This window comes from Xenorhabdus littoralis, from assembly GCF_033949345.1.
Classification (GTDB): Bacteria; Pseudomonadota; Gammaproteobacteria; order Enterobacterales; family Enterobacteriaceae; genus Xenorhabdus; species Xenorhabdus littoralis.
In genome coordinates this window covers 26,418-51,917 of sequence record NZ_VCDP01000020.1, presented here as the reverse complement: position 1 = coordinate 51,917, position 25,500 = coordinate 26,418, and the positions used below count along the sequence as shown (strand labels likewise).

The window sequence follows — 25,500 nt, the reverse complement described above, 5'->3', positions numbered from 1 at the left end:
CACCCCGCGTCCGTCTATTTACACACTTTTATGATTAAATTCGCTCATAAAAATTGAATGCAAATACTGAATGATGACATTCTTTACTATCAGATTTTGTCTATGTTATATCGCATTAACAATAACATCATAGAAAATTTGGTTGCGGGGGCCGGATTTGAACCGACGACCTTCGGGTTATGAGCCCGACGAGCTACCAGGCTGCTCCACCCCGCGTCTGATTTCGGCACACTATACTCTTGAACTGAGCCGTTGCAAGTTTTTTTATTGGTATTTACTGAATTTGTTTGTTTTTTGATTGAAAGTTAGTCGGGCTGTTTTGTTTTCGTTCACTTCGTGTTGTAAAACGATAACCTATTTTTTTCTAGCTACATTTCATTATTTATTAGCGTTTGATATTGTTCGTCGTCAGATCGTGACGGTTGGAGATAGGGTATATATATATGAAACTTTGGGACAAATATCTTTTATGTGGATTTGTCATTTCGTTGTTGTCGGGATGTCAGTTACCGACGGATCAGGCACAGCAGTATAAAGATGGCCGAATTACCCATAACCTCCAACTGGTTAATGCACCTAATGCCGAAGGTTCTCCGGTTAATGCCAAGGATTTTGCGACTCAAATTCAATTTATCCGTGAATCATCTCCCCGGCTTTATAACAATAACCGTGAAACATTCGGTGCGATTGAGCACTGGATGTTGTCCGGTGGGGATACGCGTCATTTAAAAGAGTTTGATTTGCTCGCCTACCAGATGGAAGGTGAGGATAACTATGGCAACGTTAGGTTTACGGGTTATTACACCCCTGTGTTGCAGGCACGTCGTGTCAGTCAGGGAGAATTTAAATATCCACTGTACCGGATGCCGGCTAAATCACACCACCGGTTACCAAATCGCGCAGCAATATATAATGGAGCGTTGAATAAAAAACTTATCATCGGGTACAGTAATTCCCAGATGGATAATTTTATGATGGAAGTGCAGGGAAGTGGTTATGTCGATTTTGGTGACAGACTTCCCCTGACCTTTTTTGGCTATGGCGGAAAGAACGGACATGCTTACCGCAGTATTGGTAAGGTACTGATTGACCGAAAACAAGTTCCCGGCCAAAAAATGTCAATGAAAGCCATTCGTCAGTGGGGAGAACAGCACAGCGAATCTGAAGTGAGAGAATTGCTGGAACAAAATCCTTCATTTGTTTTCTTTAGACCTGAGCCTTATACCCTTGTCAGGGGGGCCAGTGCAGTTCCTCTTGTTGCTGAAGCCTCGGTGGCATCTGATAAATTATTGATCCCTCCCGGAACGGCATTATTGGCTGAAGTACCTGTGCTGGATAATGAAGGCAAATTTTCCGGGCAGTACCGGATGCGCTTGATGATCGCATTAGATGTTGGTGGTGCAATCAAAGGAAATCATTTCGATATTTATCACGGCGTTGGTGAGACAGCCGGTGAAATGGCTGGTTTCTATAATCACTATGGACGTGTCTGGGTATTGAAGAAATCATCATCTGGTGTTTTTGCGTCAAACCAGTAAGATCCCCTCAGTTTAAACCATCAATCGATAACCTATCTCCATTGAGATAGGTTTTATGCAGGATTTATTTAGCGATGCAAGTTTCTCTCTCTGATGCTTATCTCCGGCGTTTCGCTGGTACGGCCCGATTATATGGCCAGAAAGCGCTTTCATTATTTGCCCGTTCACATGTCTGTGTGGTAGGTATTGGCGGTGTCGGTTCATGGGCCGCAGAAGCTCTGGCACGTACAGGCATTGGTGCTGTCACGCTGATTGATATGGATGATGTTTGCATCACCAATACCAACCGTCAGTTGCACACCTTGGTTCAGAATATGGGATTACCAAAAACTGAGGTGATTGCCGAGCGGATACGAGCGATAAATCCCGAGTGTCGAGTGACGTGCATTGATGATTTCGTTACTCCTGATAATGTAGCCGAACTGATGTCCGCAGAATTCAGTTATGTGATTGATGCCATTGACAGCATACGACCAAAAGCAGCGTTATTGGCCTATTGTCGTCGCTATAAGATCCCTGTTGTGACAACTGGCGGGGCAGGCGGGCAACTTGATCCTACCCAGATTCAGGTGGTGGATTTGGCTAAAACGGTACAAGATCCACTGGCCGCGAAATTGAAAGAACGTCTGAAATCGGATTATCGCGTCGCGAAAAATGGCAAGGGCAAATTGGGCATTGACTGCGTTTTCTCAACGGAACAGCTGGTTTATCCTCAATCTGACGGTACAGTCTGTGCGGCGAAGAGCACTGCGGATGGTTCGAAGCGGATGGATTGTGCTTCTGGTTTTGGCGCCGCAACGATGGTTACGGCGACCTTCGGTTTTGTGGCAGTCTCACACGCATTGAAAAAGATGGTGGCGAAAGCCGAGCGGGAAAATACGCTGTAATACGATACTTACTGAATATGAGTACGGGCAATTTCCTGAATGGTGTTAATCAGGGATTTCACACCGTTGATCCGTGATCCACTCAATTGCTGTTCCAGGCCGAGTTGTTGGAATAATTCGGCTAAAGGTGTTTGTGAAACCTGTTCTGGCGTTTTGCTTTCTACGGCGGTCAGGAGAATTGCCAATAGCCCTTTGACAATGCGTCCTTCGCTATCGCCGTAAAAATGCAATCGGCCGTCCGAAAGTAATTGATGCCCCAACCAGACCCGATTCTCGCAGCCTGACATTTCAATGTGTTGTTGTTTTAGCGCATCCGATAAATTCGGCAGTTTTCTGGCCAGCAGGATAAGCTGCCGATAGCGATCTTCCCATAATTTGCATTGCTGGAAGTTTTCAATAAGTTGTTGCTTCGTGATTTCCGTTCCAAACGGATGCGGAGCAAGGAGGGTGTCTGAAAGTTGTGTCATCGGTTATGTATCTTACATGTGCTGTATTGCTAATCATTCGCTTAATAGCGGTTTCAGAATCATAGCAGTCATATTTTCAAACTACCTTATATTATTTTTTCCTTTTAGGCCAATCTACGGCAGACCAGCCTCCACTGGCATCAGTTTCTTTAAGCACGCTGAAGACAGTTATTGAATACTGGCAAGCCGAAATAATAGCATTTCCCATTCTATTGCCCAGAATAACGCTGGTGTTAGACGCTATTTTATATCAGGGCAAGGTGATATTAATCATCCAGCAGCGATAGGGCAAATTTCACGGCGTTAACTAATCTGTCTGCATCTTGCTGATTGTTATAAGGCATGAATGAGGCTCGCAGGCAGCCGCTGATCCCAAGGGCATCCAGTAATGGCTGGGCGCAGTGTTGTCCTGAACGCAGAGAAATATTTTGTTCTGCAATCAGTGTCGCTAAGTCACTGTGATGTATTCCTGTGATATTGAACGCCAGCAGGCTGGAACCTGCCACTCGGTAACTGATAAAACCCGGTAAAGTGCTGAGTTGTTGTTCGGCATAATCAGTGAGGGCGATTGCATGGGATTCAGCGAGCTGGATATCAATGGTTTTCAGCCATTCCAGCGTCGAGGCAAAGCTGACGACACCAGCAACATTAGGCGTTCCCGCTTCAAAGCGGTAAGGCACAGCTTCCGGTATGAAACCATCGAATGAGACTTGGGTCAGCATTTTTCCGCCTCCATGCCATGGCGACATCGCGTTCAGCAGCTCAGTCTTGCCATACAACAGGCCTAACCCATTCGGGCCATACAGTTTATGGGCTGAGAAGGCATAAAAATCGATATCCAATTGTTGAACATCAATAGGCGAGTGAACAATGCCCTGAGCTCCATCGACCAACACCCGGCAATCATATTGATGAGCGAGTTTTGTGACCTGAGACAGGTTTACCGTTGCGCCGGTAACGTTCGACATTTGACTAATGGCAACTAATCGGCTTTTTTCATTCAGTAGCCCGGCGAGAGTATCTATTTCTGGTTGGCGCTGATGACCCATCGGCCATTTAACAATTCTGGCACCTGTCTGTTCTGCCAGAATCAACCACGGCAGCAGATTGGAGTGGTGTTCTTGTTCGCTGACAATGATTTCATCACCCACACTCAACCGGGGGCGGAAATAACTTTGCGCGCTCAGGTTTATGGCCTCGGTAGTTCCTTTCGTCCAGATAATATCTTCCGGTAATGGCGCATTGATCAATTCTGCTGCAAGAGAACGGGCTTGTTCATAACGGGCAGTTATTGCTTGTGCGGTGGAATGCTGACTGCGATGCACCGTCGCACTGTGATTTTGGTAATAGTGCCCGGTTGCCTCAATCATACAGTTTGGTTTTAATGCCGTCGCAGCACTATCCAGAAATATGGTCGGTTGTTGCAGAGCAGGGAACTGTAGGCGGAACTTTTCTGAGTCAAAGGCTTTCATAAACGGTAGTTATTTAATCGTTGTGTGATAAAGAATGAGTTTTTCTTTAACCAAATGAAGAGGAATTCTACAGGAAAGTCGAGAAAAAAAGCACCGCAATTGCGGTGCATTAAAAAATCACTATGGACAGACAGGGTAAATGTACAGGAAGTGAAAAAAAACAGTAGCTTAAGCTACAAAGCCTGGTTGACCCAGACAACTTGCAAACACAACATCACAACCACAAAGCCAAAAGTGTCAATGTATCGCTACAAAGAGACTTTTCGTTCCGGCTTAGGAAGTGCGCACACTATAGGGATTTGCTGGTATATCATCAATGGACAAATTATAATGATTCGGATTATAAAAACTAATACCTAAACGAAAAGAGTTACCGGTATCGTCACCACTATATAAGAAACCAATATGTCCAAACGTCTGCCTCCACTCAATGCGTTACGCGTTTTTGATGCCGCTGCCCGTCATTTAAGTTTTACTAAGGCGGCAGAAGAATTATTTGTGACTCAGGCCGCTGTCAGTCACCAAATGAAAAGTCTGGAAGATTTTCTGGGATTAAAGCTTTTTCGCCGTCGTAATCGTTCGTTATTGTTGACGGAGGACGGGCAGAGTTACTATCTCGATATCAAAGAAATTTTTACCGCCATCAATGATGCGACCCGCAAGCTTCTGGCGCGCAGTGCTAAAGGAGCGTTAACGGTGAGTTTATCTCCCAGTTTTGCCATTCAATGGCTGGTGCCCCGGTTATCTGGTTTTAATCAGAGCTTCCCCGGCATTGATGTCCGAATTCAGGCGGTGGATCGGGAAGAAGATAAATTAGCCGACGATGTTGATGTAGCGATTTTTTATGGCAGAGGTAACTGGCCGGGATTGCGGACGGATCGCCTCTACCCAGAATATTTGCTGCCAGTTTGTTCTCCTGCGCTGCTAACGGGGGATCGTCCATTGAAAACGCCCTCTGACCTTGCCAAACACACTCTGTTGCATGACTCATCCCGGCGGGACTGGCAAGCCTATATTCGTCAGCTTGATATGCAGCAGCAGATTAATGTTCAGCAAGGGCCCATTTTTAGTCATAGTGCCATGGTGATTCAGGCGGCTGTTCATGGGCTGGGAGTGGCTCTTGCCAATAATGTTATGGCGCAGAACGAAATTGATGCAGGTCGTCTTGTCTGCCCATTCAATGATGTTTTGGTCAGTAAGAATGGATTTTATTTGGTTTGCCATGATAATCAGGCAGAATTGGGCAAGATTGCGGCTTTTCGAAAATGGATACTGACGCAAGCTGCGACTGAGCAAGAAAGGTTAGGATTTATCACCCAATAGCTATACCCGATAGCTATACCTGAAGTTATACCTGATAGTTATATATAGCCAAGAGGGATTAACCAGAAATAGGAGCTGTGTGATGAGCAGTCGAGCCATGCTTGTTTTTGTTGGGATCAGTGGCTTTTTCTACGTGGCACTGGGAGCGATGGGGGCACATATGTTGGCCCCTGTCCTGACACCACGTCAGATGGAATGGATTCATACCGGCCTGCAATATCAGGGGCTGCATACCCTCGCAATGATGGCACTGGCAGCCTTATTGATGCGCCAGCCAGTGGCACTCTTTGGTCTGAGTGGTATTTTTTTCACGGCGGGAATTGTGCTGTTTAGTGGCAGTCTTTATTGCCTGGCTTTTTTACCGCTAAAATTTTTGGTGTATTTGACACCAATCGGTGGGTTCAGTTTTCTCATTGGTTGGTTATGTGTATTAATTGGCGCTCTGCGTCTAAGGAAATTGGCGCCTAGCCATGAATAAAGTTGCTTTATATTGCCGTCCGGGTTTTGAAAAAGAGTGTGCGGCAGAAATTACTGATAAGGCGGGTAAGAAAGAAATTTACGGTTTCGCCCGCGTAAAAGAAAACAGCGGATATGTGCTGTTTGAGTGTTATCAGGTGGATGATGCCGATCGTCTGATCCGTGAAATTCCGTTCAGTGAATTGATTTTTGCCCGCCAAATGTTGGTTGTGGGTGAATTGCTGAAAGATTTACCGCAAGAAGATCGCATTACCCCGATTATGGGCATGTTGATGGGCGTGATTGAACGAGCGGGTGAGCTGCGTGTAGAAGTACCGGATACCAATGAAAGCAAAGAGCTGATGAAATTCTGCCGTAAGTTTACGGTGCCGCTGCGTAATGCGATGCGGCAGGAAAAGCTCTTGCTGGCAAAGGAAAATCCCCATCGTCCCATAATCCATGTTTTTTTCATTGCTTCGGGTTGCTGTTATGTGGGGTATTCCTACAGTAATAACAATTCCCGTTTTTATATGGGTATTCCCCGCCTGAAATTTCCGTCAGATGCGCCAAGCCGTTCAACGCTGAAACTGGAAGAAGCTTTTCATGTATTCATCCCTTATGACGAGTGGGAAGAACGTCTGGATAGCGGTCTTCATGCCGTCGATCTTGGTGCCTGTCCGGGAGGATGGACTTACCAGCTTGTTAAGCGTGGCATGCTGGTTCAGGCGATAGACAATGGCCCGATGGCTGACAGCCTGATGGATACCGGACAGGTGAAGCATCACCGTGTGGATGGCTTTAAATATGAACCATCAGTGAAAAACGTTCATTGGTTGGTGTGTGACATGGTTGAGAAACCGGCAAAAGTTGCTCAGCTGATGACTGATTGGTTGGTGAAAAGCTGGTGCCGGGAGGCGATCTTCAATCTTAAGCTGCCGATGAAAAAACGCTACGAAGAAGTTGCTCATATATTGCAGAGAATAGAGCAGCAACTGAAAGAGAATGGTGTCAATGCTCAGATTCAGGCGAAACATTTGTATCACGATCGTGAAGAAGTCACGGTACATGTTCGTCGCATGTGGTCTGTATATGCCCATGAGCGCGATTTTTAATCAGAGAGGATGATCAATGAACTCTTGGTTGTTTTAGAAATAATCAATTAAGGAAAGAAAAAAATAAATAGATAATTCTTTCTTAGAGCTAATTTACCGTAGTAAAAAACAGTATTATTTATTAATAAATAATACTGTTTCTTTGTTGTCAAAAAAAATCATTCGAGAATTAATAATTAAATATATAAACCAAATTTGTTTAATATATATGCTAAAAAGATATATTGATTGTTTTTACATGAGAAAGAACTAGCGCTATTTTGTTCTGGAGTTTTATTTCCGGGATCGACCGGAAAGAATTAAAAACTCTTGCTCCCGTTATTTTAAATATTTCGGGTTTTAAGATAGTTGTCTCGTGTACAGGAGATTTATATGACCTCAAAGAAAAAATATACCTATGTGGGGTTATCTGATTCTAATTTTGTTCAGGATGTAAATGCATTTCTCAAAGCCTACGTTCCGAATTATGATCCTTCTATTCGCGTTGCTCATAAGCCATTAGGCGATAAAGCGCCTGATGAGCTTTTGAGAGGTGATTACCATTGGTCGGGTAAGGTAGTGCATTCTGGAACGGTAGAATTGTCATATCATTTTTTACAGACAGCACCCTCTGTTATGCCTCTATTCGATATTAGTGGATTCAGTTCCTTTAATAATGAACAAAAAGAGGCTGCGAGGCTTTCCCTACAATCTTGGTCTGATGTCGCTAATGTAAAATTCACCGAAGTCAGTAAACTCTCAGGGGCCAATATTACCTTTGGCTTCTTTGATTATAGTGAGACGGGAGATTATGCATTTGCGACTTTACCAAGAGGACAGAAGTTAACGTATTCTTGGTATAATTCTGAGAGTCATACTTTCAAAGATAATGACATCGGTGTAAATGGATATGGGCGTCAAACATTTGTCCATGAAATCGGTCATACATTAGGTTTGGAACATCCCGCTGAGTATGATGCTTCTGATAAAGTCAGGCCGACTTATAATAATGTCGCTGAATACTTCGAAGATAGCCGTGCTTATACCGTGATGAGTTATTTTCAGGAGCGCTATACGGGGCAGGATTACAAAGGGAATTACTCATCGGCACCATTACTGAATGATATTTCCGCCATTCAGGAACTCTATGGTGCGAATATGGAAACCCGTAAGGGTGATACCGTATATGGTTTCAATTCTAATACCGATCGTGATTTCCTGACAGCAACTGATGCTAACAGCAAACTGTTATTCAGTGTTTGGGATGCTGGCGGCGAAGATACCTTTGATTTCTCTGGTTTTAGCCAAAATCAGCGTATTAATCTGAATGAAGGTGCTTTTTCTGATGTTGGTGGCTTGAAAGGCAACGTTTCTATCGCTCGCGGCGTCGTTATTGAGAATGCGATTGGTGGTAGCGGTGACGATATTCTGGTCGGTAACAGCGCAGATAACACCCTTAAAGGTGGTGCCGGAGACGACATTATTTATGGCGGTCTGGGCGGTGATCATCTTTGGGGCGGTGAAGGCAAAGATACCTTTGTTTATCTGAGCGGTAAAGAATCACTGAAAGACAATCCAGACTGGATCCACGATTTTACCTCCGGTGAAGACAAGATCGATCTCTCTTACTTCAATTTCGGTGGTCGCGGCGATATCAAATTTGTAAATTCGTTCTCAGGTGAGGCTGGAGAAGTTCTGCTTACTTATGATAAAGCGAATGATGTAAACGATTTGGCGATTAGCCTCGGCGGTGATCTGGCTGGCAATGATTTTCTGGTGAAAGTTATCGGGCAACCGTTGACTGAGTCTGATTTCATCGTCTGATGATGTCATCACTATAACTGAATATTGCCGTATTCCTTTATGAATACGGCAATTCTGTAGAAAGGAGGTAACCGTGTTATATCGCTGTCTTGGGACAATACCTGTTTTCTCATTCTTATCAAAATCGAGTTTATCGATAATTTTGTCCCTTTTTCTTGTAGGAGGATGTATGGCCAGTAGTTTGAGACTTCCCCCCGCTGATGAGTTGAAAGGATTCTGGCAACTTTCAGATGGGCATCAGCTATGCAGTATCGAATTAACCGATACCCGTTTACCCGAAGGCTCAATTTGGGCATTGAACGGTGCTCCTTGCTTGACGGAGTTGCTTGGAGAATCCGTTGAAGGATGGCGTCCGACACCCGATGGCATCACATTGACCGATGATGATGGCAATAGTTTGGCCTTTTTTGGGCATGAGTCTGAACAATGGGTTGCCTATCTTGTTGATGGCAGGGAGTTGGTCATGACATTTAGTGGCACCGCGAATGCAGTGACAAAATAAAAATGATGAAGGGATTGCTGTGAAATTACGTTTTCCGAAAGATGAGATAACGGATGTTATCCGTGCACGCAGCAAAGTATTCTGGACTATCGGACTATTTACGGCCTGTATCAATTTGCTGATGCTGGTTCCTTCCGTCTATATGCTTCAAGTATATGATCGGGTACTGCCATCCAGTAATGAAATGACTTTACTGATGTTGACTCTGATCACGCTTGGCATGTTTGCCATTATGGGAGGACTGGAATATATCCGAAGTATGGTGGTGATCCGCATTGGCAGTCAGTTTGATATGGGTCTGAACCAGAGGATTTATACCGCTTCATACGAATCCAACTTAAAAAGTGGCTCAACAGATGCGGGGCAGATGCTCAATGATTTGGCGACTATTCGCCAGTTCCTCACAGGGAATGCACTGTTTGCCTTTTTTGATGCGCCGTGGTTTCCCATTTACCTGTGCGTCATTTTTCTGTTTAGCCCCTATTTGGGATTGTTGGCGTTGGTTGGGGCGATCATTCTGATTTTTCTGGCGGTATTGAACCAATGGTTATCCCAGGCACCTTTAGCGGAAGCAAGCCATCTTTCTTTACGTTCAGCGAATCTGGCCAGTACTAATTTGCGCAATGCTGAAGTGATTGAAGCACTCGGAATGTTGCCTGTATTGCGTCATCGCTGGTTTGGGTTACATGAGCGCTTTCTGAATTTTCAACGTATTGCCAGTGAACGGGCTGCGTCCATTACGGCGCTGACCAAAACGGTGCGCTTGGCTTTGCAATCGTTGATTCTGGGCTTGGGAGGCTGGTTGGCGATTGAGGGGAATATTACTCCGGGAATGATGATTGCAGGTTCTATTTTGATGGGACGGGCGTTATCCCCGATTGAGCAATTGATACAAGCCTGGAAGAGCTGGAGTGCTGCCCGCTTGTCATGGCAGCGGCTGGATGCGTTATTGAAAGCTCAGCCAGAACGCAAAAGTGGCATGTCATTGCCGCCGCCTAAGGGCACATTGCTGTTGGAGAACGTCTCAGCAATGCCACCCGGCAGAATGCGAGCAATTCAACATCAATCAGCTCAAAATCCGGTGCCGAAAAATAGCCAGCATGTCTTGCAGGATCTCAGCTTCGCCTTAAGCAGTGGTGATGTTCTGGGGATAATTGGTCCCAGCGCGTCAGGAAAATCTACATTGGCTCGTTTGCTGGTGGGGATCTGGCCGGCACAGGAAGGTGTAGTACGGCTTGATGATGCAGATATTTACCAGTGGAATAAAGATGAATTGGGTGCATCCATTGGTTATCTGCCGCAGGACATTGAACTGTTTGGTGGCACGATTGCTGAGAATATCGCGCGTTTTAATGACGTCGAACCTGAAAAAGTTATTGAGGCGGCTAAAAAAGCAGGCGTCCACGAGTTGGTGCTTAATCTTGAACAGGGTTATGACACGGTGATTGGTACGGGTGGTACGGGGCTGTCCGGTGGACAAAAGCAGAGAATTGGTCTGGCTCGTGCCTTGTATGGCAATCCATCGTTTGTGGTATTGGATGAACCTAACTCTAATCTGGATGATATTGGTGAAAAGGCGCTGAACAGTGCGATAGCTCAGTTGAGGGAACAGGGCAAAACAGTGGTGCTCATCACCCATCGACCTTCATTGCTTTCGCAAACTAACAAGATTCTGCTGCTGGTTCAGGGAAAAATGAAAATGTTTGGCCCTTCACAGCAGGTTATGGCGGCGCTATCTCAGGCTCAGCCTTCGTCACAAGTACAGTCTTCGTCACAAGTGCAGTCTTCGTCACAAAAACAGTCAGACGCGATCTAACGTACTTCGTAACATGATTCAGCCGTATTGCAGTTTTTGGGATATTTCAATCTGGGAGTAAAAATGCCCTATCGAACTCATACAAAAGATGCCTCAAAAGAAGCATCAGGATTATTGCCGCTGGATGCGAATCGTTACCTGCGAACCGGCTGGCTAATTATTGGTATTGGCATTTTAGGTTTTTTCATCTGGGCGGCGTTTGCACCACTTGATAAAGGCGTTGCATCTTCCGGCACTGTTGTGGTGGATGGCAACCGTAAAACGGTACAGTCTCCCGTTAGCGGTATTATCAGGCAAATTCAGGTCAAGGAAGGCGAGTATGTCAAGGCAGGGCAGGTTTTGGTTCAGCTCAGCCAAGTACAAGTCAATGCTCAGATTGATTCCCTGAAACAGCAGCTTTATACCAAATTGGCAACGGAAGCCCGATTGCTGGCTGAACAGCAAGGAGTGGATGCGATTGTCTTTCCGCCTACTTTACTGACCCGGCAATCGGAACCCCGTATTCACGACATTCTGGCGTTGCAGAAACAGCTTTTTTTGTCACGTCGTGAAATGTTGCGAAGTGATTTGACCGGGATGCAGCAAGCGGAAGAGGGCCTGAATGCCCAAGTTAAAGGGTTGAGGGAAGCGCTGACGAGTAAGCAGCAACAGTTAATCTCGCTCAAGGAGCAGGTCACGAACCTGCGGCCTTTGACAGAAGAGGGATATTTTCCCCGTAATCGTTATCTGGAATTGCTGCGTAATCAAAGTGAATTGAGTGGCAATATGGCTGAGATGACGGGGCGCATTGGCCAGCTTGAAAAGCAGCGACAGGAAACACAGCAGAAGGTGATCCAGCGTCAGGCAGACTACCAGCGTGAAGTACGCAGCCAGCTGGCAGATGTGCAGGTATTGGCCAATGAATTGAAAAATAATCTTGAAACCGCGCAGTTTGATTTATCTCACACGTCAATTATAGCGCCGGTAGATGGCTCGATAGTCGGCTTAACTGTGTTTACTCAAGGCGGAGTGGTCGCTTCCGGTGAGAAGTTGATGGAAATCCTGCCGGCCCAAAGTGTGCTGGAAGTAGAAGCGCGTTTGATGGTCAATCTGATTGATAAAGTGACTGTCGGGCAGGATGTTGATTTGATGTTTACTGCATTTAATCAGAACCGAACGCCGAAAATCACGGGAAATGTGGCGGTGATTTCTGCCGACCGTTTGGTGGATGGGGTCACAAGGGAACCTTATTACCAGATGCGATTGAGGGTTACTCCTGAAGGCATGGAAAAACTGGCGGGCTTGCATATCAAGCCGGGGATGCCGGTTGAGGTGTTTGTCAAAACCGGCTCACGCTCTCTGTTGAGCTATCTTTTCAAGCCATTGATTGATAGGGCATCTACATCGCTGATTGAGGAATAATGGAGATGTTGAAATATCACTACCTTGTTAATAAGTGTTCTCTGTTATTGCTGCTGCTTTTGACTGTACTGTGGTCGATACTTTTTCCCTGTTCTGTTAAAGCGCTTTCCTTAACGGAGGCTTATGCGCTGGCATTGCAGAATGATCCCACCTTTCAGGCTGCAATCAAAGAGCAGGAAGCCGGGCAGGAAGAAAAAAATCTTGGGCTGGCAGAACTGCTGCCCAAGTTATCACTCAGCTACCAGAATGCACCTAAAAATTGGCAGAAAATGGAATCTCATTCTGTAGACAGATGGCGCAGAACCGTCAAAGAGAGACGTGACCGGCAATATGACAGTTATAACGGTGCAATTATTCTGACTCAGCCGTTGTTCGATTTCGAAGCATGGGCGCGTTATCGGACTCGTCAGGCTTATGCATTGATGAGTGATGCCCGCTTTCGGGCTGATAGCCAGCAATTGGCGGTCAGGGTAGTAAACAGTTATGTGACGGTGGCCTATGCGCAGGATAAGCTGGCGCAGATCATGCAGCAACGGGCCGTCTATGAGGAGCAACTGGAACGTAATCAGAAACTATTTTCCTCTGGTGAAGGTACCCGTACTGATGTGGCAGAAACGCAGACTCGCTATAGTCAGGTACTGGCTGATGAATTGACGGTACAGGATGAATTGGATGCCGCTATCCGTGACTTGCAGTTATTGGTTGGAATCTCGCTGCCGATGGATTTACCTGTTAATCGTTTATCAGACGCTCCACACTTCAAAGCCATTAAACTCAATTCAGAACGCTATGCTGATTGGGAGAAACTGGCACTACACCAGAATCCACAATTAGCGGCTGCCCGTCAGAAAGTTGATATGGCGTATCAGGATATCGAACGCAATCGGGCAGGATACCTCCCGAAAGTGGAGTTGTACGCTTCCCATAGCGAAAACAAATCCAGTAGCGATAACAGTATCGATCAAAAGTACCGGACAGATTCCGTTGGCCTGCGGGTTTCCATGAATCTCTATAATGGCGGGGGAACTGCGGCGGCATTGCGTCAATCGGCAGCAAATTATGGCAAGACAAAATATGAGATGGATGCCCAGACGGGAGAAATCCTGAATGCACTAAGACGCAATTATAACGCCTGCGTAAATGGCGAAAAACGCATACGAGCCTATGAAACAGCGGTGGAAGCGGCTGCATTACAAGTGAAAGCTACTCAGAAAAGCGTGGCGCTGGGCCAGCGAGTGAATGTCGATATCCTGAATGCTGAACAACAACTCTATACTGCCCGCCGGGATCTGTCTCAGGCGAAATATGATTATATGAAAGCCTGGATTGGGTTACTGAATGAATCAGGAAAATTAAATGGTGAACATATTAAATTAATTTCTGATTATTTTGGTTGACCTGATTTTATATAAAGTAACTCTTTTTATTGTTTTAATTATATTTAATAAGTTATAGATGAAACAGCATGTCCGATGATAAAGGCATGCTGTTTTTTATTAGCTGAAACTCGGAATACATTGGATATGAATGCTTAATGGGATAGATTCTGACTTTCTATGATTGATTCTATGATGCATGACTCAGCCTGAGTTGCTGTAAATTCCCCTGTAGCGATAAATCAGTTTTTAAGGAGGCCACTTCGCGGCTGATATAAGCCATTTCTTTGTGATTTTCTAATTTCTTCCGCCATTTATCGGGTTGATTTTCCAGTCCCTGAAATAAGTTATCCAGCGATCCGGCTTGTTGTAACAAAGTAACCGCTGTTTTGGGGCCAATTCCCTGGACCCCGGGAATTTTACTGCTGCTGATACCAGCCAGTCCCCAATAATCGGGAAGTTGGTCAGGGGTAACGCCAAACTCTTGCTGAACAAAAGGCAGATCCAGCCAGCGTTTCTGGAAGTAATCACGAATTTGGATATTGGGGGAAAGAAGCTGGCAATAACCTTTATCCGTTGAAACTATCGTGACCTGATGCCCGGAACCGGAAATTTTAGTTGCCAGTGTTGCGGCTAAATCATCTGCCTCATGTCCTTCTGCATGCCAACAAGCGACGCCCAGTGCATTGAATGCCTGCTTAATCAGCGGCATTTCCTGCTGTAGATCGTCCGGCATGGCAGAGCGCCCCGCTTTATAGTCGGGAAGTAGTTGATGGCGCCAGCTATGGCCCCGATCATCTTCATCAAACACTGCTACTGCGTGGGTTGGTGATGCGTGCATGATTAATTGCTTTAAAGCATGTTCGCAGGCAGGAACACAAGGGTTTCCCTGTACTGCATGGATGCGCCGAATCAGATTCAGGGCGTCTACAATCAAAAGGTGTATCATGGTTATTATGCTCCGTCCGTGGATTCATTCCCTGGCATCAGCCTCATTGAATATTAGTGAGTTTATTTGATTATCTCATAACAGGGTTCATAAGCAGTACCACCGGGCAATTTCATGCGATCCTGTCCCACAAAATCTTTCAGTAGGTTATCCATGCGATGCATGATGTTTGCATCACCATGTATTTTGAATGAACCGTATTTCTCGATAGCATGAATACCGGCCTCTTTTACATTCCCCGCCACAATACCGGAAAATGCACGTCGCAGGTCTGAGGCGAGTTTTTCGGGTGACTGATTAGGGTATAAATTCAGATTAGCCATATTGTCATGACATGGGATAAACGGAGTCTGTAAATCGGGATGGATTTTTATTGACCAGTTGAAGCTGTAAGCGTCGCCGGTGGAACGACGGCTTTCTTTGACGAGCGGCATGGCTTTTTTCATTATGCGAGCCACTTCAGCCGGATCATCTACGATAATCTTATAGTACTGGCGCGCCTGAACTCCCAGAGTATTAACGATAAATTCATCCAGCACATGGAAGTAATCCGCACTCTCTTTAGGCCCGGTCAAGACCAGAGGCAAGACTTGCTCTTTATTGTCAGGATTCATCAGGATCGCCAGCAGATACAACAGCTCTTCTGCTGTTCCCACGCCACCCGGAAAAATAATTATGCCGTGAGCCATACGGACAAATGCTTCCAGCCGTTTTTCGATATCGGGCATGATAATCAGTTCATTTACCAGCGGATTAGGTGGCTCAGCCGCGATAATTGAAGGCTCGGTAAGGCCGACGAAACGACTTTTCTGGTAGCGTTGCTGTGCATGTCCTACCGCCGCGCCTTTCATCGGTGCTTCCATTGCTCCGGGGCCACAGCCAGTACAGATATTCAGTTCACGCAATCCCAGCTCATTCCCCACCTTGCGCCCGTAAAGGTATTCATTTTCATTGATAGAATGACCTCCCCAACAAACAACCATATTAGGGTCTTCTGCGAGATGAAGGGCTTTGGCGTTACGCAGGATAGAAAATATGGTGCTGGTAATGTGTATACCATTTTCCATATTCAGATGATGTATTATCTGCTCGTTGGCAATTTTTTCGTGAACGAACAGAATATCCCGTAGCACGGCGAACAGGTTGGCTTGCAGGGCGCGAATGATTTTGCCATCAACGAAAGCAGCTTCTGGTGGATTAACAAGTTCCAGCTTCACACCACGTTCCCTGCGCAGTACGTTGATGTCAAAATCTTCATATTTCGACAGCAGCTCTTTGCTGTTATCGGTTTGGCTCCCCGAATTAAGAACCGCCAGTGAACAGTTACGGAACAGGCGGTATAAATCACTGCTTGCGCTTCGCTTAAGCATGTCTACTTCAAGCTGAGAGAGTAAATCCATTGATCCTAATGGGCTGACATGTGTAATCAAGAATGGCTCCTTTTCCCCTGAGGGATCTCCTCAATAATGATTGTATCCGGAATAATTGTTTCCAGCCGTTTGGCTACCTGTCACTAAGCGGTATCATTCGATTACTGGCGGGCTAACCTTCCTGTTGCCGGAGTAAATTCTTCGTTACTGCGCCACGGGTTGATATCCAGACCTCCCCGACGGGTATAACGGGCATAAACGGTGAGCTTTTCAGGTGAGCATAATGTCTTTATGTCATTGAAGATACGCTCAACACACTGCTCATGAAATTCGTTGTGATGACGGAAAGAAACTAAGTAACGCAATAACTTTTCCTGATCGATTTTTTCACCTTTATAGTGAATCATGACAGAACCCCAGTCGGGTTGATTAGTGATCAGGCAATTTGATTTGAGCAAATGGCTGACTAAAGTTTCTTCAATGACAGGGCCGATTGCAGCATGATTAAGATAATCGCGATTGAACTGATAATCATCAATTTCAATATCCTGATTATCGATGCATTCACCCTCAAACTCGGCAATTGGCTGCTGGCTGAAATCGTGCAGAGGATATAAAACAACCTCAATATTGCCGTTAGCACACGCCGATAAATCTTTTTGCAGGGTTTTTTGTACCGTTTCCCAGTCAGCAAAGCGCGTTTGATTAAAGCTGTTCAGATAAAGCTTAAAGCTTTTTGATTCAATAAGATTTTCACTGGCTGAATCCAGACTGATGTGGCCGATGGCAACTTGGGGAATGCCACGTGCGTTGAGCCAGGAGAGTTCGTACATTGTCCAGATATCCGCACCGTGAAAAGGGAGATTTTCAGGATATAGCCCGAGGGGTTCACGGTTCATACTGCGGGGAACTGCCTGTAATAAAGTAGGATCGTAATTATCTCGGTAGGGGGTTGGCTTGCCTAACGTAAGTTGGGAAAGTGCCTGATTATCCTGATATAAAGACATTAGGGTTCCTTAAAACTGAAGTTTTTTTAGACTATGAGGTAAGTCTGTAGTGTATCAAGGAATCCTAAAGCTTCGTATTTTTATTGTGCATTATTCGCCATGTTCACCGAGCCATCGTAGAGCTGCTTTTGCAAGACTGAGTCTTTTTTCTCCGTTCCGCCGTCTATTGACTTTTGGGTCATTCATATCTGAATGTCGGGCTAAATAGGCATCAATGAGTAATAAATTGATAGCTTGGTTGAAAAATACTATTCGATAATTCTAGCCTGTCTTCTTATCTGTATTTAGCTCCGAAAATTTAGGTGATTAATGTTTATTTTTGGTGTGTTTTAATATTGCTGAATTGTTAGTTTTCGCTTTTTTTATTTTCAATTTGGTTTATATCATTAAATAGGCTTACTCTATGCATTTTATTTCTCCACCAATTGATAACTAAATAAATTTTCATAATAGTGAGAGTTTGTAACCTTGTCCCCCGCGTCGCGGGGGACAAGGTTTACTCCTATCATTTTGAAACGCTATTTAGTAAGAATAAGAATACCTACTAGTTATTAGAGTTATATTAATCAGGAAATAACTTATCCAATAATGGAGATCTAAATACGTGATGTGGATCATATTTCTGCAATGTGGCAACTGCCGAACGCCAATTGTTATCAGCTGGCAAACCATCAGTAAATGAAGTCGGAATTATTTTTGTCAGGACATGCTTATCCTCCCATGCGGCGTTAGAACTGTAAGCCCAACCTTTACTCCATTCAACACGGGCAGAAGCGTAAGAGCCATCAAATTCTTTGAATAGCCATTGTTCAAATTGGTGACAAAACTCAATGGAGTATGGAGTATCAGGAAAGGTCAGAACATCGAGCCAGACAGCGACATCCCACTCAGGATGATCCAAATGGGGACGAATGGCGGATAAACTGGGAACAACTGCTCCTTTATGCATTACATCAGCGGGATCATCTAATCCGGTGACTCTAACTTCGATAGGGCCGTTGATGGGATATCGTCCCTGACTTGCAAATTTACGCATTAACCTTTGCAACTCGGTATAAAATTTATTCAGTACAAGCTGAATATCAGCACGGCGAGTTAATACCGCATAACCATTCGCCGTAACGCGCAATGTTGTTGGCTTTACATACAGCAGCAGGTTTTTGCTCCAGCCCCAAATATCTTTTCCGTCGCCTTGTAAGGAGGCATGTGCCAGCTCATATTGTATTTTACTTATTTCAGATGTTATCTGTGGGAAATGAGACAGAATATTATCCAGGATATTCGATATGGCGGGAGGAATATTGTCGGAAAATGGATAGTTATAGGGAGCCTTAACTTCAACACTTGAGACGGGTTTGGTTGGTGCCACACTCCAGACTTTCAGCCACGGAATATCCGTAAAGGGAAATAAAATTATTTCAGCCCGACCGCTTTTATCCAGAAAGTGGCTAAAAGTTCGGTTCTTTTTTGAGTCTTTTGGCTGGGCAAATAACTCAGCAGCGGGAATATCTGTAAAGCTTTGGCAGCGTAAGCGCTGGTTTTTACCTGCTTGAAACTGAACTTCCAAAATCAGGGCGCTGCCTAAGTGAGTTAATAGAGGTGCGCAATTTGGATCACTTCGCTCAAATCGCTTAATGGTATATTGCTGGCTTTCTGTATCCCATACGACAGCAGACAGGGACAATATCGTATTACTTAAAGAACCAAATGTATGACCGGGTTGCAGCGTTTCGTCGACTGCTTTAATGGCGGTTCCGTGTCCGCCGATTGCGAGAACACCCCCTAATGTTAAATCACCGGGGGCTGGGGTGGCGATGAAACCAACGCCTTTATTCTCCATTTTAGTCATGAGTGTTTCCATCAATACGCCTGTTTGTGCTGTAACGATGGAGAATTGAGAGTGATGCTCTATATTGACAAGAGTGAAATGTTTAGAAAGATCCATCAATATTACGCGATTTTTGGCAGTGCTCTCTGTTTCTAATAGCTCTGTTTCTAATAGTTCTGTTTCTAATATGAGTGGTGACCAGTTATGAGACTGTCCGACGGCTCTTAGCTTATAATTCTCCTTCCATGCCCAGTTGACAACTGAAATAACTTCTTCATTAGAATGAGGTATACAAAAGGGAATATTATCAACTTCGATTTCCCCGGACCAATTTTTAAATGTTTTCTTTTTACATGTTACATTTTTCGGAAAGTTAGGTAAGTAACATTCAATTTCTGAAATGATATCTTTTTGTGATGGACTATTTCCTTTTTGGATTGTTCTGGATGTAACCATTTTCTTATTTCCTTAATATTTTATTTGGTTGGGTTTGTTTTTAATATAAATTTCAAAATAAATCCATTAATTGAGATAATGGTTTGTTTTGAAAATAAAAATCAAGGGGATTATTCAAAGTTGGTATTAATGTAGTAATTTATTAAATAGTCGGTATTTTCATATCTATTATTTAATAGATGAGATTAAACAGAAAATAATCTTTCTAATAATGGCGATCTAAATACGAGATGTGGATCGTATTTTTTCAATAAAGCAACCGCAGAGACTTAACAACCGCGAGTACATGATCAACAAATTTTTAAAGTCACGATATCCATATTTGACATCAGGAGAGAAAGTCGACAGGTAATGTTTATGTTGGGTAGCTATACTCTTACTGAGTAGAGTATTATCTTTTTTTCTTATTTCGGTGTGTGCATTATTTTATAATCTTTATTTTTGAAATTATATTTTTTGTGATTTTTATATTTTAAATAATGATCTTGAATGAACGTATACTAAACAGATGGTGTTATAGATTGTATTATGATCCTTCAATTTTATTGAAATAGACGATAGCGATTTAGGAGATACAGCTCATATCAATATTTTTTCATAAAATGGTCACATGATCCCTTGGTTGCTATTTTGCTAAAAAGTGTATAGGAATAAGCAGAATAACATTACAAACCTGAAAATGTGGATAATATAATCATATGATCTTTAACGTAACAGAGGCTCTCTCTGACTTTACCCGGCGTTATATTGAATTGTGGCAAGAAAAAACGGGATTTCCACCCGTCAGTAGTGATCTCTATGGTATACCTTCACCTTGCATTGAGCGCACGGGTGATGAGGTGGTGCATTGGCTTCCTCAGCCATTTTCTATTCAAGAAAAGCTCAACAAGGTAGAAGCAGCACTGGAAATCAGTTTGCAGGAATCTATCCACGATTACTATGTAACGCAGTTTGCCGGGGATATGACCGCCAATTTTGAGGGACAAAACCTCAGTTTGATTCAGGTATGGAGTGAAGATGACTTTATTCGGTTGCAGGAAAATCTTATTGGTCATCTTGTCACACAGAAACGGTTAAAGCTTTCACCAACCGTATTTATTGGGACTACTGATTCCGATATGGGTTTGATTTCTATCTGTAATTTGAATGGGCAGGTTATTCTTGAGCAGTTTGGCAGCCATGAACGGACAGTCTTATCCGCAGATTTAGCCAGTTTCCTTTCTACCCTTAAACCCGTTGCGTGCAACTAATTGCAGATATTGGTTTGATTTTTTGTAAGAGATATCTCACATGAAACGTGAGATATCTCTATTAATCATGGCGTGAATATTATTCGCTGATATTATTTTCATGGTATATCAATAACATGAGTTTTTAGATTGCAATTCCTTTTTGTTGCATCACTCATAATCCGATTCAGTTACTTGTTTCAATGGCCTGAATATTAGATCCTGTCACCGTTCCTTAAGGAACCACAGTAAAATAATAACCAGGGAATAAATCCACCGGGAAGGTGGTTCAAGGATGGCTAAGGTACAGGCAGGAGCGCGGATACAATCATCGCCAGATACTATCAGTATAATAATTGAGCAGTACAACGATTGAGTAAAGGATAACTGACAGGGACGTATTTTTGTCAGGGAATGAGCAGGGAGCGACCTATTTAGCAGGATTGCTATGACAGCCAGTCTAAGAGGAGAGATATTATCTCTCCTCTTTTTTTATTTCGTTTTACCTTACTGCAAGTTTTCCGCTGAAATCACATCAATGATACTCTTACGTCCCAATGACGTGGTGGCAGTTTCTGTCATCTGAGCAATAAATAATAATCAGACGAAATATCATGAGTATTGAGAAACAAATTCTGCATAAATTACAGCTAATTGAAGACACCATGAAAATGGTTGATGTGTGGCAAACTTATCCTCCTAAACCTGAAGCCTTTGACAGTAAAGAACCTTTCGCTATTGATACAATGTCTGCGAATGAGTGGCTTCAGTGGGTGCTCATGCCAAGAATGCGGGCTTTGATAGAGCAGAAAGTTAACTTGCCGACGGCATTTTCCATCGCACCGTATTTTGAAGAGGCTTATAAAGAAGAAACAGAGCGTTACTTGCCTTTGCTTGAACATCTGAAGGAATTGGACAATCTGTTTGTTCAGGGTAATTAATATATGCTGGATATTATTTATCAGGATGAACATATCGTTGCAGTCAATAAGCCTGCGGGATGGCTGGTTCACCGTAGCTGGCTGGATCGTCATGAAACCGTGTTTGTGATGCAGACACTGCGAGATCAAATCGGACAACATGTTTTTCCTGTTCATCGATTGGATAAGCCAACTTCCGGCGTTTTATTGATGGGACTGTCAAGTGAGGTTGCAAGATCACTTTCCCAACAATTTGAATTGCACCATATACAAAAAACATATCATGCGATCGTACGTGGTTATGTTGAAAACGATGGTATTATCGACCATGCCCTAATGGAGCAGTTGGACAAAATTGCGGATAAATTTGCTGATACTGATCGAGAGGCCCAATCAGCAATGACGCATTACCGTTCATTGGCAAAAATTGAGTGTCCGGTTGAAATCGGACGTTACCCAACATCACGTTTCAGTTTGTTGGAGCTGACGCCAAAAACGGGTCGTAAGCATCAATTGCGGCGGCATATGGCTCATATCCGACATCCTATTATCGGCGATACCACGCACGGCGATTTGCGACAAAACCGGGGCGTTGCTAAATATTATCAAACTGGCAGGTTAATGCTGCATGCTAGCCATCTGCAACTCAAACACCCCGTAACAGGAGAAGATCTTCTTCTGACAGCACGGTGGGATGCATCGTGGAAACATTTACTTGAACAATTTGGTTGGCAGGGTATTGTTCCTGATTTGGAATGTTTATTTACTCATGAATGAACGCAGTATCAAACCGATTAAAGAGATCAATATTTATGGCAAAAATTGGTGTTTTCGTTGGTACAATTTATGGTAATGCTTTAGCCGTTGCGGAAGAAGCGCAGCAGATCCTAGGACAGCAAGGGCATGAAGTTGAGATTTTTGAAGACGCGACCTTAGCGCAATGGCAACAATATTTGCAACAGGTTGTGTTAGTCATCACTTCAACGACAGGACAAGGTGATCTTCCTGATAATATCGAGCCACTTTATGCAGATCTGAATGATAAATTGGGTTACCAGCCCGACTTGCGTTACGGTGTGATTGCGTTAGGTGATAGTAGTTACGACACTTTCTGCGGTGGTGGTCGTACTTTTGATAAATTATTGCAAGAACATAAAGCCAAACGAGTCGGAGAAGTATTGTTGATCGATGCGATTGAAGTGGTTGAACCGGAAGTCTTCGCCCAAAACTGGATTGAGACGTGGGGGACTTTGCTGTAGATAGCTTTTTGGTAGGTAGTTTTTGTAGATAGTTTTTTGTCGCACCGCTTATGCCTTTATTGTATTCGGGACATCGGAGAGGATAAGCGGTGTATAATATTGCTGCCGTAATTACTTACGGGTCAGCTTTTCCAAATCAGCTTCAATTTCTGCAATCTTATTAGCAACAACAGCTTCGAGATGACGTAAATCGTCGAGGATTTTGTGCTTCAAATCCACTTCAATCTGATCATGTTTGCAAATCTGATCCAGTTCTTCTATCGCATAACGAAGGTTGGTGTTGATCTCTTTGACTTCTTTGTAGCCCAGGCTTGAATTCTCGTCAGAGATGGTCTTAAGTTGACGTGGATACTTAAATTTAACGCTTTTGGCGAAGAATTCGCCCTTATCTTTGCGGAAATAAATCTTCAGAATATCGTTATTCGCTTCCTGACGGAGACTATAGCGATCAATATCTTCAGGATGCGTGATCCCCAAACTTTTCAAATTATCGTACATAGCGCGTCACCTAGTCACCTAAATGAAATGGAAAGGCAAAAAAATAGTGGATTTATTATCCATTTTGACGTTGTTAAAAGTCAATTGGTTAATGGTGATTGAGAGAGTTAAAGTACATTTTCATGGAATTTTACGTTTTTATTTTAAACGTCATTAGAACAATAAAAATACAATTTCAGTTATTGATTTGATATCAACATGACCCTATTATTAACCAAGTATATTTATTAATCTGCGAAAGGTGATGTTTTTAGATTAGGGGGAAGCATGCCATTTCATCTTGAAAATATAGATAAGGTTGCTGCTGATTTCAGTCACTTGAATGAATCTGTACGCAATCAGGCACTGTATAACATCCTTAATCTATCGGCTCACGAGATAGTAAAGGATGTTGATGAGTTAATTCTATCGCCGGGGTATCGATTGGTCCGGGTTGATAGTCGATTAAATTTGAATAGAACTCACTTTGAACTTGCTTTATTGTGCGATATCACCGATGAAGTAGTTTATTATAATAAAGTGATAGTTACTAATGATGTAGAACTTAATTGCAGGCCTGTATCTCAAGTTTTGATTTGGCGCACACGAAAACCACAGCATAAATCCGCGCTAACTGATTTGGCTTCAAAAATATTCTTTCATTATTTGATTAAAAGTTATGATGTTGTAGCTTCTGATATCAACCAAACGACTGAAGGTATGTCATTCTGGCAGGCCAGAATGTATGAAGCGTTACATTATGGATTATACGTCTATGGCTATGATGTTATGAGTGCCGATATGATACAAATCTCTAATGAGAATGACGTGGGTAATTATCAGTCTTGGTTATGGGGCAGCTCAGAGCATTACATGAATAGATTAGCCATAATCTCTAAGATACGACTACCAAATCAACGAAATGATTTCACTTAAAGTAAAATGTTCTTCGGCGTGAATTCTTAAAATAGCGGATGTGTCATCCGCTATTTTTGAAATATTAGTCAATATTTCTCAGCAATTCATTAATACCAACTTTACCACGAGTCTTGGCGTCAACTTTCTTCACGATAACGGCGCAGTACAGGCTGTAGCTGCCATCTTTTGAAGGAAGATTACCGGATACCACGACAGATCCCGCAGGTACGCGGCCATAATGGATTTCACCGGTTTCACGGTCGTAGATTTTGGTGCTCTGGCCTATATAAACACCCATTGAAATCACCGAGCCTTCTTCCACGATAACGCCTTCCACGATTTCAGAACGTGCGCCGATAAAGCAGTTATCTTCAATAATGGTCGGATTAGCCTGCAATGGCTCCAGAACGCCGCCAATGCCAACGCCGCCGGATAAGTGAACATTTTTGCCGATCTGTGCACAGGAACCTACAGTTGCCCAAGTATCTACCATCGAGCCTTCATCTACATAGGCTCCGAGGTTGACGTATGATGGCATCAGCACAGTGTTACGGGCGATATAGGCACCTTGGCGGACAGCCGCAGGAGGCACGACGCGGAATCCTTCTTTCTCGAAACGCGCCTGATCATAATCAGCAAATTTCATTGGAACTTTGTCGAAATAGCGACTTTCAGCGCCTTCCATGACCTGATTGTCATTAATGCGGAAAGAGAGCAATACGGCTTTTTTCAGCCATTGATGCGTTACCCATTGTCCATCAATTTTTTCAGCGACACGCAGTTTACCACTGTCCAGCATTTGAATGACTTGGTTGATAGTCTCGCGGGTTGCATCATCAACAGTTGCTGGTGTGATGTCTACACGGTTTTCAAACGCACTTTCAATAATAGTTTGTAATTGCTGCATAATTATGCGGTTCCTGATTTATGTTAA

Annotated in this window: 23 protein-coding genes and 1 tRNA gene; 15 read left to right on the top strand and 9 right to left on the bottom strand. The window is 43.6% G+C overall.

Translation table 11 applies throughout. The features are described from left to right. Nucleotides 1–139 precede the first annotated feature (139 nt). Nucleotides 140–216 (bottom strand) — tRNA-Met (locus tag FE394_RS06140). A 227-nt stretch (nt 217–443) separates the two neighbouring features. Between FE394_RS06140 and mltA the strand changes: the two genes are divergently transcribed. Together mltA and tcdA are read left to right on the top strand one after the other, a co-directional pair. Beyond that, complete coding sequence (mltA, locus tag FE394_RS06135; RefSeq protein WP_319925520.1) at nt 444–1,538, top strand: murein transglycosylase A; 1,095 nt, start codon at nt 444–446, stop codon at nt 1,536–1,538. 74 nt (nt 1,539–1,612) lie between these two features. After that, the gene (gene tcdA / locus FE394_RS06130) at nt 1,613–2,425 is read left to right on the top strand and encodes a tRNA cyclic N6-threonylcarbamoyladenosine(37) synthase TcdA (protein WP_319925519.1); all 813 of its coding nucleotides are present in this window, start codon (nt 1,613–1,615) and stop codon (nt 2,423–2,425) included. 8 nt (nt 2,426–2,433) lie between these two features. Here tcdA and csdE read toward each other — a convergent pair whose 3' ends face one another. After that, nucleotides 2,434–2,892 (bottom strand): cysteine desulfurase sulfur acceptor subunit CsdE, encoded by a 459-nt coding sequence (gene csdE / locus FE394_RS06125; protein WP_319925518.1) that lies wholly within the window; start codon nt 2,890–2,892, stop codon nt 2,434–2,436. Between the two features lie 266 nt (nt 2,893–3,158). Further along, nucleotides 3,159–4,364 (bottom strand): cysteine desulfurase CsdA, encoded by a 1,206-nt coding sequence (gene csdA / locus FE394_RS06120; protein ID WP_319925517.1) that lies wholly within the window; start codon nt 4,362–4,364, stop codon nt 3,159–3,161. Nucleotides 4,365–4,769: 405 nt separating this feature from the next. On the opposite strand from csdA, the gene FE394_RS06115 reads away from it, so the two are divergent. The 8 genes from FE394_RS06115 to FE394_RS06080 all read left to right on the top strand — a co-directional run bounded on the left by FE394_RS06115 (nt 4,770) and on the right by FE394_RS06080 (nt 14,174). Beyond that, a complete protein-coding gene (locus FE394_RS06115) occupies nt 4,770–5,687 on the top strand; it encodes a transcriptional regulator GcvA (RefSeq protein WP_319925516.1) in 918 nt (305 codons plus the stop codon). An 82-nt stretch (nt 5,688–5,769) separates the two neighbouring features. Further along, nucleotides 5,770–6,165, top strand: coding sequence for a DUF423 domain-containing protein (locus tag FE394_RS06110; RefSeq protein WP_319925515.1), 396 nt, complete (start codon nt 5,770–5,772; stop codon nt 6,163–6,165). Further along, nucleotides 6,158–7,255, top strand: coding sequence for a 23S rRNA (cytidine(2498)-2'-O)-methyltransferase RlmM (gene rlmM / locus FE394_RS06105; RefSeq protein ID WP_319925514.1), 1,098 nt, complete (start codon nt 6,158–6,160; stop codon nt 7,253–7,255). Before FE394_RS06110 ends, rlmM begins: the two co-directional genes overlap by 8 nt. Nucleotides 7,256–7,627: 372 nt before the next feature. Next, nucleotides 7,628–9,058, top strand: coding sequence for a serralysin family metalloprotease (locus FE394_RS06100; RefSeq protein ID WP_319925513.1), 1,431 nt, complete (start codon nt 7,628–7,630; stop codon nt 9,056–9,058). 169 nt (nt 9,059–9,227) lie between these two features. Then, nucleotides 9,228–9,560 (top strand): protease inhibitor Inh/omp19 family protein, encoded by a 333-nt coding sequence (locus tag FE394_RS06095; protein WP_319925512.1) that lies wholly within the window; start codon nt 9,228–9,230, stop codon nt 9,558–9,560. A 19-nt stretch (nt 9,561–9,579) separates the two neighbouring features. After that, on the top strand, nt 9,580–11,376 hold the full coding sequence (locus tag FE394_RS06090) for a type I secretion system permease/ATPase (RefSeq protein WP_319925511.1): 1,797 nt from the start codon (nt 9,580–9,582) through the stop codon (nt 11,374–11,376). Between the two features lie 63 nt (nt 11,377–11,439). Further along, nucleotides 11,440–12,777 carry an HlyD family type I secretion periplasmic adaptor subunit gene (locus tag FE394_RS06085; protein WP_319925510.1) on the top strand — a complete coding sequence of 446 codons (1,338 nt, stop codon included), beginning with the start codon at nt 11,440–11,442 and terminating at the stop codon, nt 12,775–12,777. Between the two features lie 5 nt (nt 12,778–12,782). Further along, entirely contained in the window at nt 12,783–14,174 is a 1,392-nt protein-coding gene (locus tag FE394_RS06080) for a TolC family outer membrane protein (protein ID WP_319925509.1), read from the top strand. Between the two features lie 169 nt (nt 14,175–14,343). On the opposite strand, the gene xni is transcribed toward FE394_RS06080, so the two are convergent. The 4 genes from xni to FE394_RS06060 form a co-directional block, all read right to left on the bottom strand. Then, nucleotides 14,344–15,102 carry a flap endonuclease Xni gene (gene xni / locus FE394_RS06075; RefSeq protein ID WP_319925508.1) on the bottom strand — a complete coding sequence of 253 codons (759 nt, stop codon included), beginning with the start codon at nt 15,100–15,102 and terminating at the stop codon, nt 14,344–14,346. A gap of 62 nt (nt 15,103–15,164) precedes the next feature. Beyond that, nucleotides 15,165–16,532, bottom strand: coding sequence for a nucleotide 5'-monophosphate nucleosidase PpnN (gene ppnN, locus FE394_RS06070; RefSeq protein WP_319925507.1), 1,368 nt, complete (start codon nt 16,530–16,532; stop codon nt 15,165–15,167). 101 nt (nt 16,533–16,633) lie between these two features. Further along, complete coding sequence (gene queF, locus FE394_RS06065) at nt 16,634–17,479, bottom strand: NADPH-dependent 7-cyano-7-deazaguanine reductase QueF (protein ID WP_319925506.1); 846 nt, start codon at nt 17,477–17,479, stop codon at nt 16,634–16,636. Between the two features lie 562 nt (nt 17,480–18,041). Further along, the gene (locus FE394_RS06060) at nt 18,042–19,763 is read right to left on the bottom strand and encodes a cholesterol oxidase substrate-binding domain-containing protein (protein WP_319925505.1); all 1,722 of its coding nucleotides are present in this window, start codon (nt 19,761–19,763) and stop codon (nt 18,042–18,044) included. 698 nt (nt 19,764–20,461) lie between these two features. On the opposite strand from FE394_RS06060, the gene syd reads away from it, so the two are divergent. The 4 genes from syd to FE394_RS06040 all read left to right on the top strand — a co-directional run bounded on the left by syd (nt 20,462) and on the right by FE394_RS06040 (nt 23,171). Next, on the top strand, nt 20,462–21,013 hold the full coding sequence (gene syd / locus FE394_RS06055) for a SecY-interacting protein (protein ID WP_319925504.1): 552 nt from the start codon (nt 20,462–20,464) through the stop codon (nt 21,011–21,013). Between the two features lie 593 nt (nt 21,014–21,606). Continuing rightward, nucleotides 21,607–21,933, top strand: coding sequence for a YqcC family protein (locus FE394_RS06050; protein WP_319925503.1), 327 nt, complete (start codon nt 21,607–21,609; stop codon nt 21,931–21,933). A gap of 3 nt (nt 21,934–21,936) precedes the next feature. Further along, nucleotides 21,937–22,689 carry a tRNA pseudouridine(65) synthase TruC gene (gene truC / locus FE394_RS06045; protein WP_319925502.1) on the top strand — a complete coding sequence of 251 codons (753 nt, stop codon included), beginning with the start codon at nt 21,937–21,939 and terminating at the stop codon, nt 22,687–22,689. A gap of 35 nt (nt 22,690–22,724) precedes the next feature. Next, nucleotides 22,725–23,171: a flavodoxin gene (locus FE394_RS06040; RefSeq protein ID WP_319925501.1), complete on the top strand. Its 447-nt coding sequence runs from the start codon at nt 22,725–22,727 to the stop codon at nt 23,169–23,171. 111 nt (nt 23,172–23,282) lie between these two features. Here the strand turns inward: FE394_RS06040 and FE394_RS06035 are convergent, their stop codons facing one another. Then, nucleotides 23,283–23,669 carry a DUF3461 family protein gene (locus FE394_RS06035; RefSeq protein ID WP_319925500.1) on the bottom strand — a complete coding sequence of 129 codons (387 nt, stop codon included), beginning with the start codon at nt 23,667–23,669 and terminating at the stop codon, nt 23,283–23,285. Between the two features lie 267 nt (nt 23,670–23,936). Between FE394_RS06035 and FE394_RS06030 the strand changes: the two genes are divergently transcribed. Then, nucleotides 23,937–24,584, top strand: a complete 648-nt coding sequence (locus FE394_RS06030) for a hypothetical protein (RefSeq protein WP_319925499.1) — start codon at nt 23,937–23,939, stop codon at nt 24,582–24,584. A gap of 64 nt (nt 24,585–24,648) precedes the next feature. Here FE394_RS06030 and dapD read toward each other — a convergent pair whose 3' ends face one another. Beyond that, nucleotides 24,649–25,473, bottom strand: coding sequence for a 2,3,4,5-tetrahydropyridine-2,6-dicarboxylate N-succinyltransferase (dapD, locus tag FE394_RS06025; RefSeq protein WP_319925498.1), 825 nt, complete (start codon nt 25,471–25,473; stop codon nt 24,649–24,651). Nucleotides 25,474–25,500: the final 27 nt, after the last annotated feature.

Coding starts and splice junctions, on each gene's coding strand:
- mltA (WP_319925520.1), top strand. CDS start 444: ATGAAACTTTGGGACAAATATCTTTTATGTGGATTTGTCATTTCGTTG.
- tcdA (WP_319925519.1), top strand. CDS start 1,613: ATGCAAGTTTCTCTCTCTGATGCTTATCTCCGGCGTTTCGCTGGTACG.
- csdE (WP_319925518.1), bottom strand. CDS start 2,892: ATGACACAACTTTCAGACACCCTCCTTGCTCCGCATCCGTTTGGAACG.
- csdA (WP_319925517.1), bottom strand. CDS start 4,364: ATGAAAGCCTTTGACTCAGAAAAGTTCCGCCTACAGTTCCCTGCTCTG.
- FE394_RS06115 (WP_319925516.1), top strand. CDS start 4,770: ATGTCCAAACGTCTGCCTCCACTCAATGCGTTACGCGTTTTTGATGCC.
- FE394_RS06110 (WP_319925515.1), top strand. CDS start 5,770: ATGAGCAGTCGAGCCATGCTTGTTTTTGTTGGGATCAGTGGCTTTTTC.
- rlmM (WP_319925514.1), top strand. CDS start 6,158: ATGAATAAAGTTGCTTTATATTGCCGTCCGGGTTTTGAAAAAGAGTGT.
- FE394_RS06100 (WP_319925513.1), top strand. CDS start 7,628: ATGACCTCAAAGAAAAAATATACCTATGTGGGGTTATCTGATTCTAAT.
- FE394_RS06095 (WP_319925512.1), top strand. CDS start 9,228: ATGGCCAGTAGTTTGAGACTTCCCCCCGCTGATGAGTTGAAAGGATTC.
- FE394_RS06085 (WP_319925510.1), top strand. CDS start 11,440: ATGCCCTATCGAACTCATACAAAAGATGCCTCAAAAGAAGCATCAGGA.
- FE394_RS06080 (WP_319925509.1), top strand. CDS start 12,783: ATGTTGAAATATCACTACCTTGTTAATAAGTGTTCTCTGTTATTGCTG.
- xni (WP_319925508.1), bottom strand. CDS start 15,102: ATGATACACCTTTTGATTGTAGACGCCCTGAATCTGATTCGGCGCATC.
- queF (WP_319925506.1), bottom strand. CDS start 17,479: ATGTCTTTATATCAGGATAATCAGGCACTTTCCCAACTTACGTTAGGC.
- FE394_RS06060 (WP_319925505.1), bottom strand. CDS start 19,763: ATGGTTACATCCAGAACAATCCAAAAAGGAAATAGTCCATCACAAAAA.
- syd (WP_319925504.1), top strand. CDS start 20,462: ATGATCTTTAACGTAACAGAGGCTCTCTCTGACTTTACCCGGCGTTAT.
- FE394_RS06050 (WP_319925503.1), top strand. CDS start 21,607: ATGAGTATTGAGAAACAAATTCTGCATAAATTACAGCTAATTGAAGAC.
- truC (WP_319925502.1), top strand. CDS start 21,937: ATGCTGGATATTATTTATCAGGATGAACATATCGTTGCAGTCAATAAG.
- FE394_RS06040 (WP_319925501.1), top strand. CDS start 22,725: ATGGCAAAAATTGGTGTTTTCGTTGGTACAATTTATGGTAATGCTTTA.
- FE394_RS06035 (WP_319925500.1), bottom strand. CDS start 23,669: ATGTACGATAATTTGAAAAGTTTGGGGATCACGCATCCTGAAGATATT.
- FE394_RS06030 (WP_319925499.1), top strand. CDS start 23,937: ATGCCATTTCATCTTGAAAATATAGATAAGGTTGCTGCTGATTTCAGT.
- dapD (WP_319925498.1), bottom strand. CDS start 25,473: ATGCAGCAATTACAAACTATTATTGAAAGTGCGTTTGAAAACCGTGTA.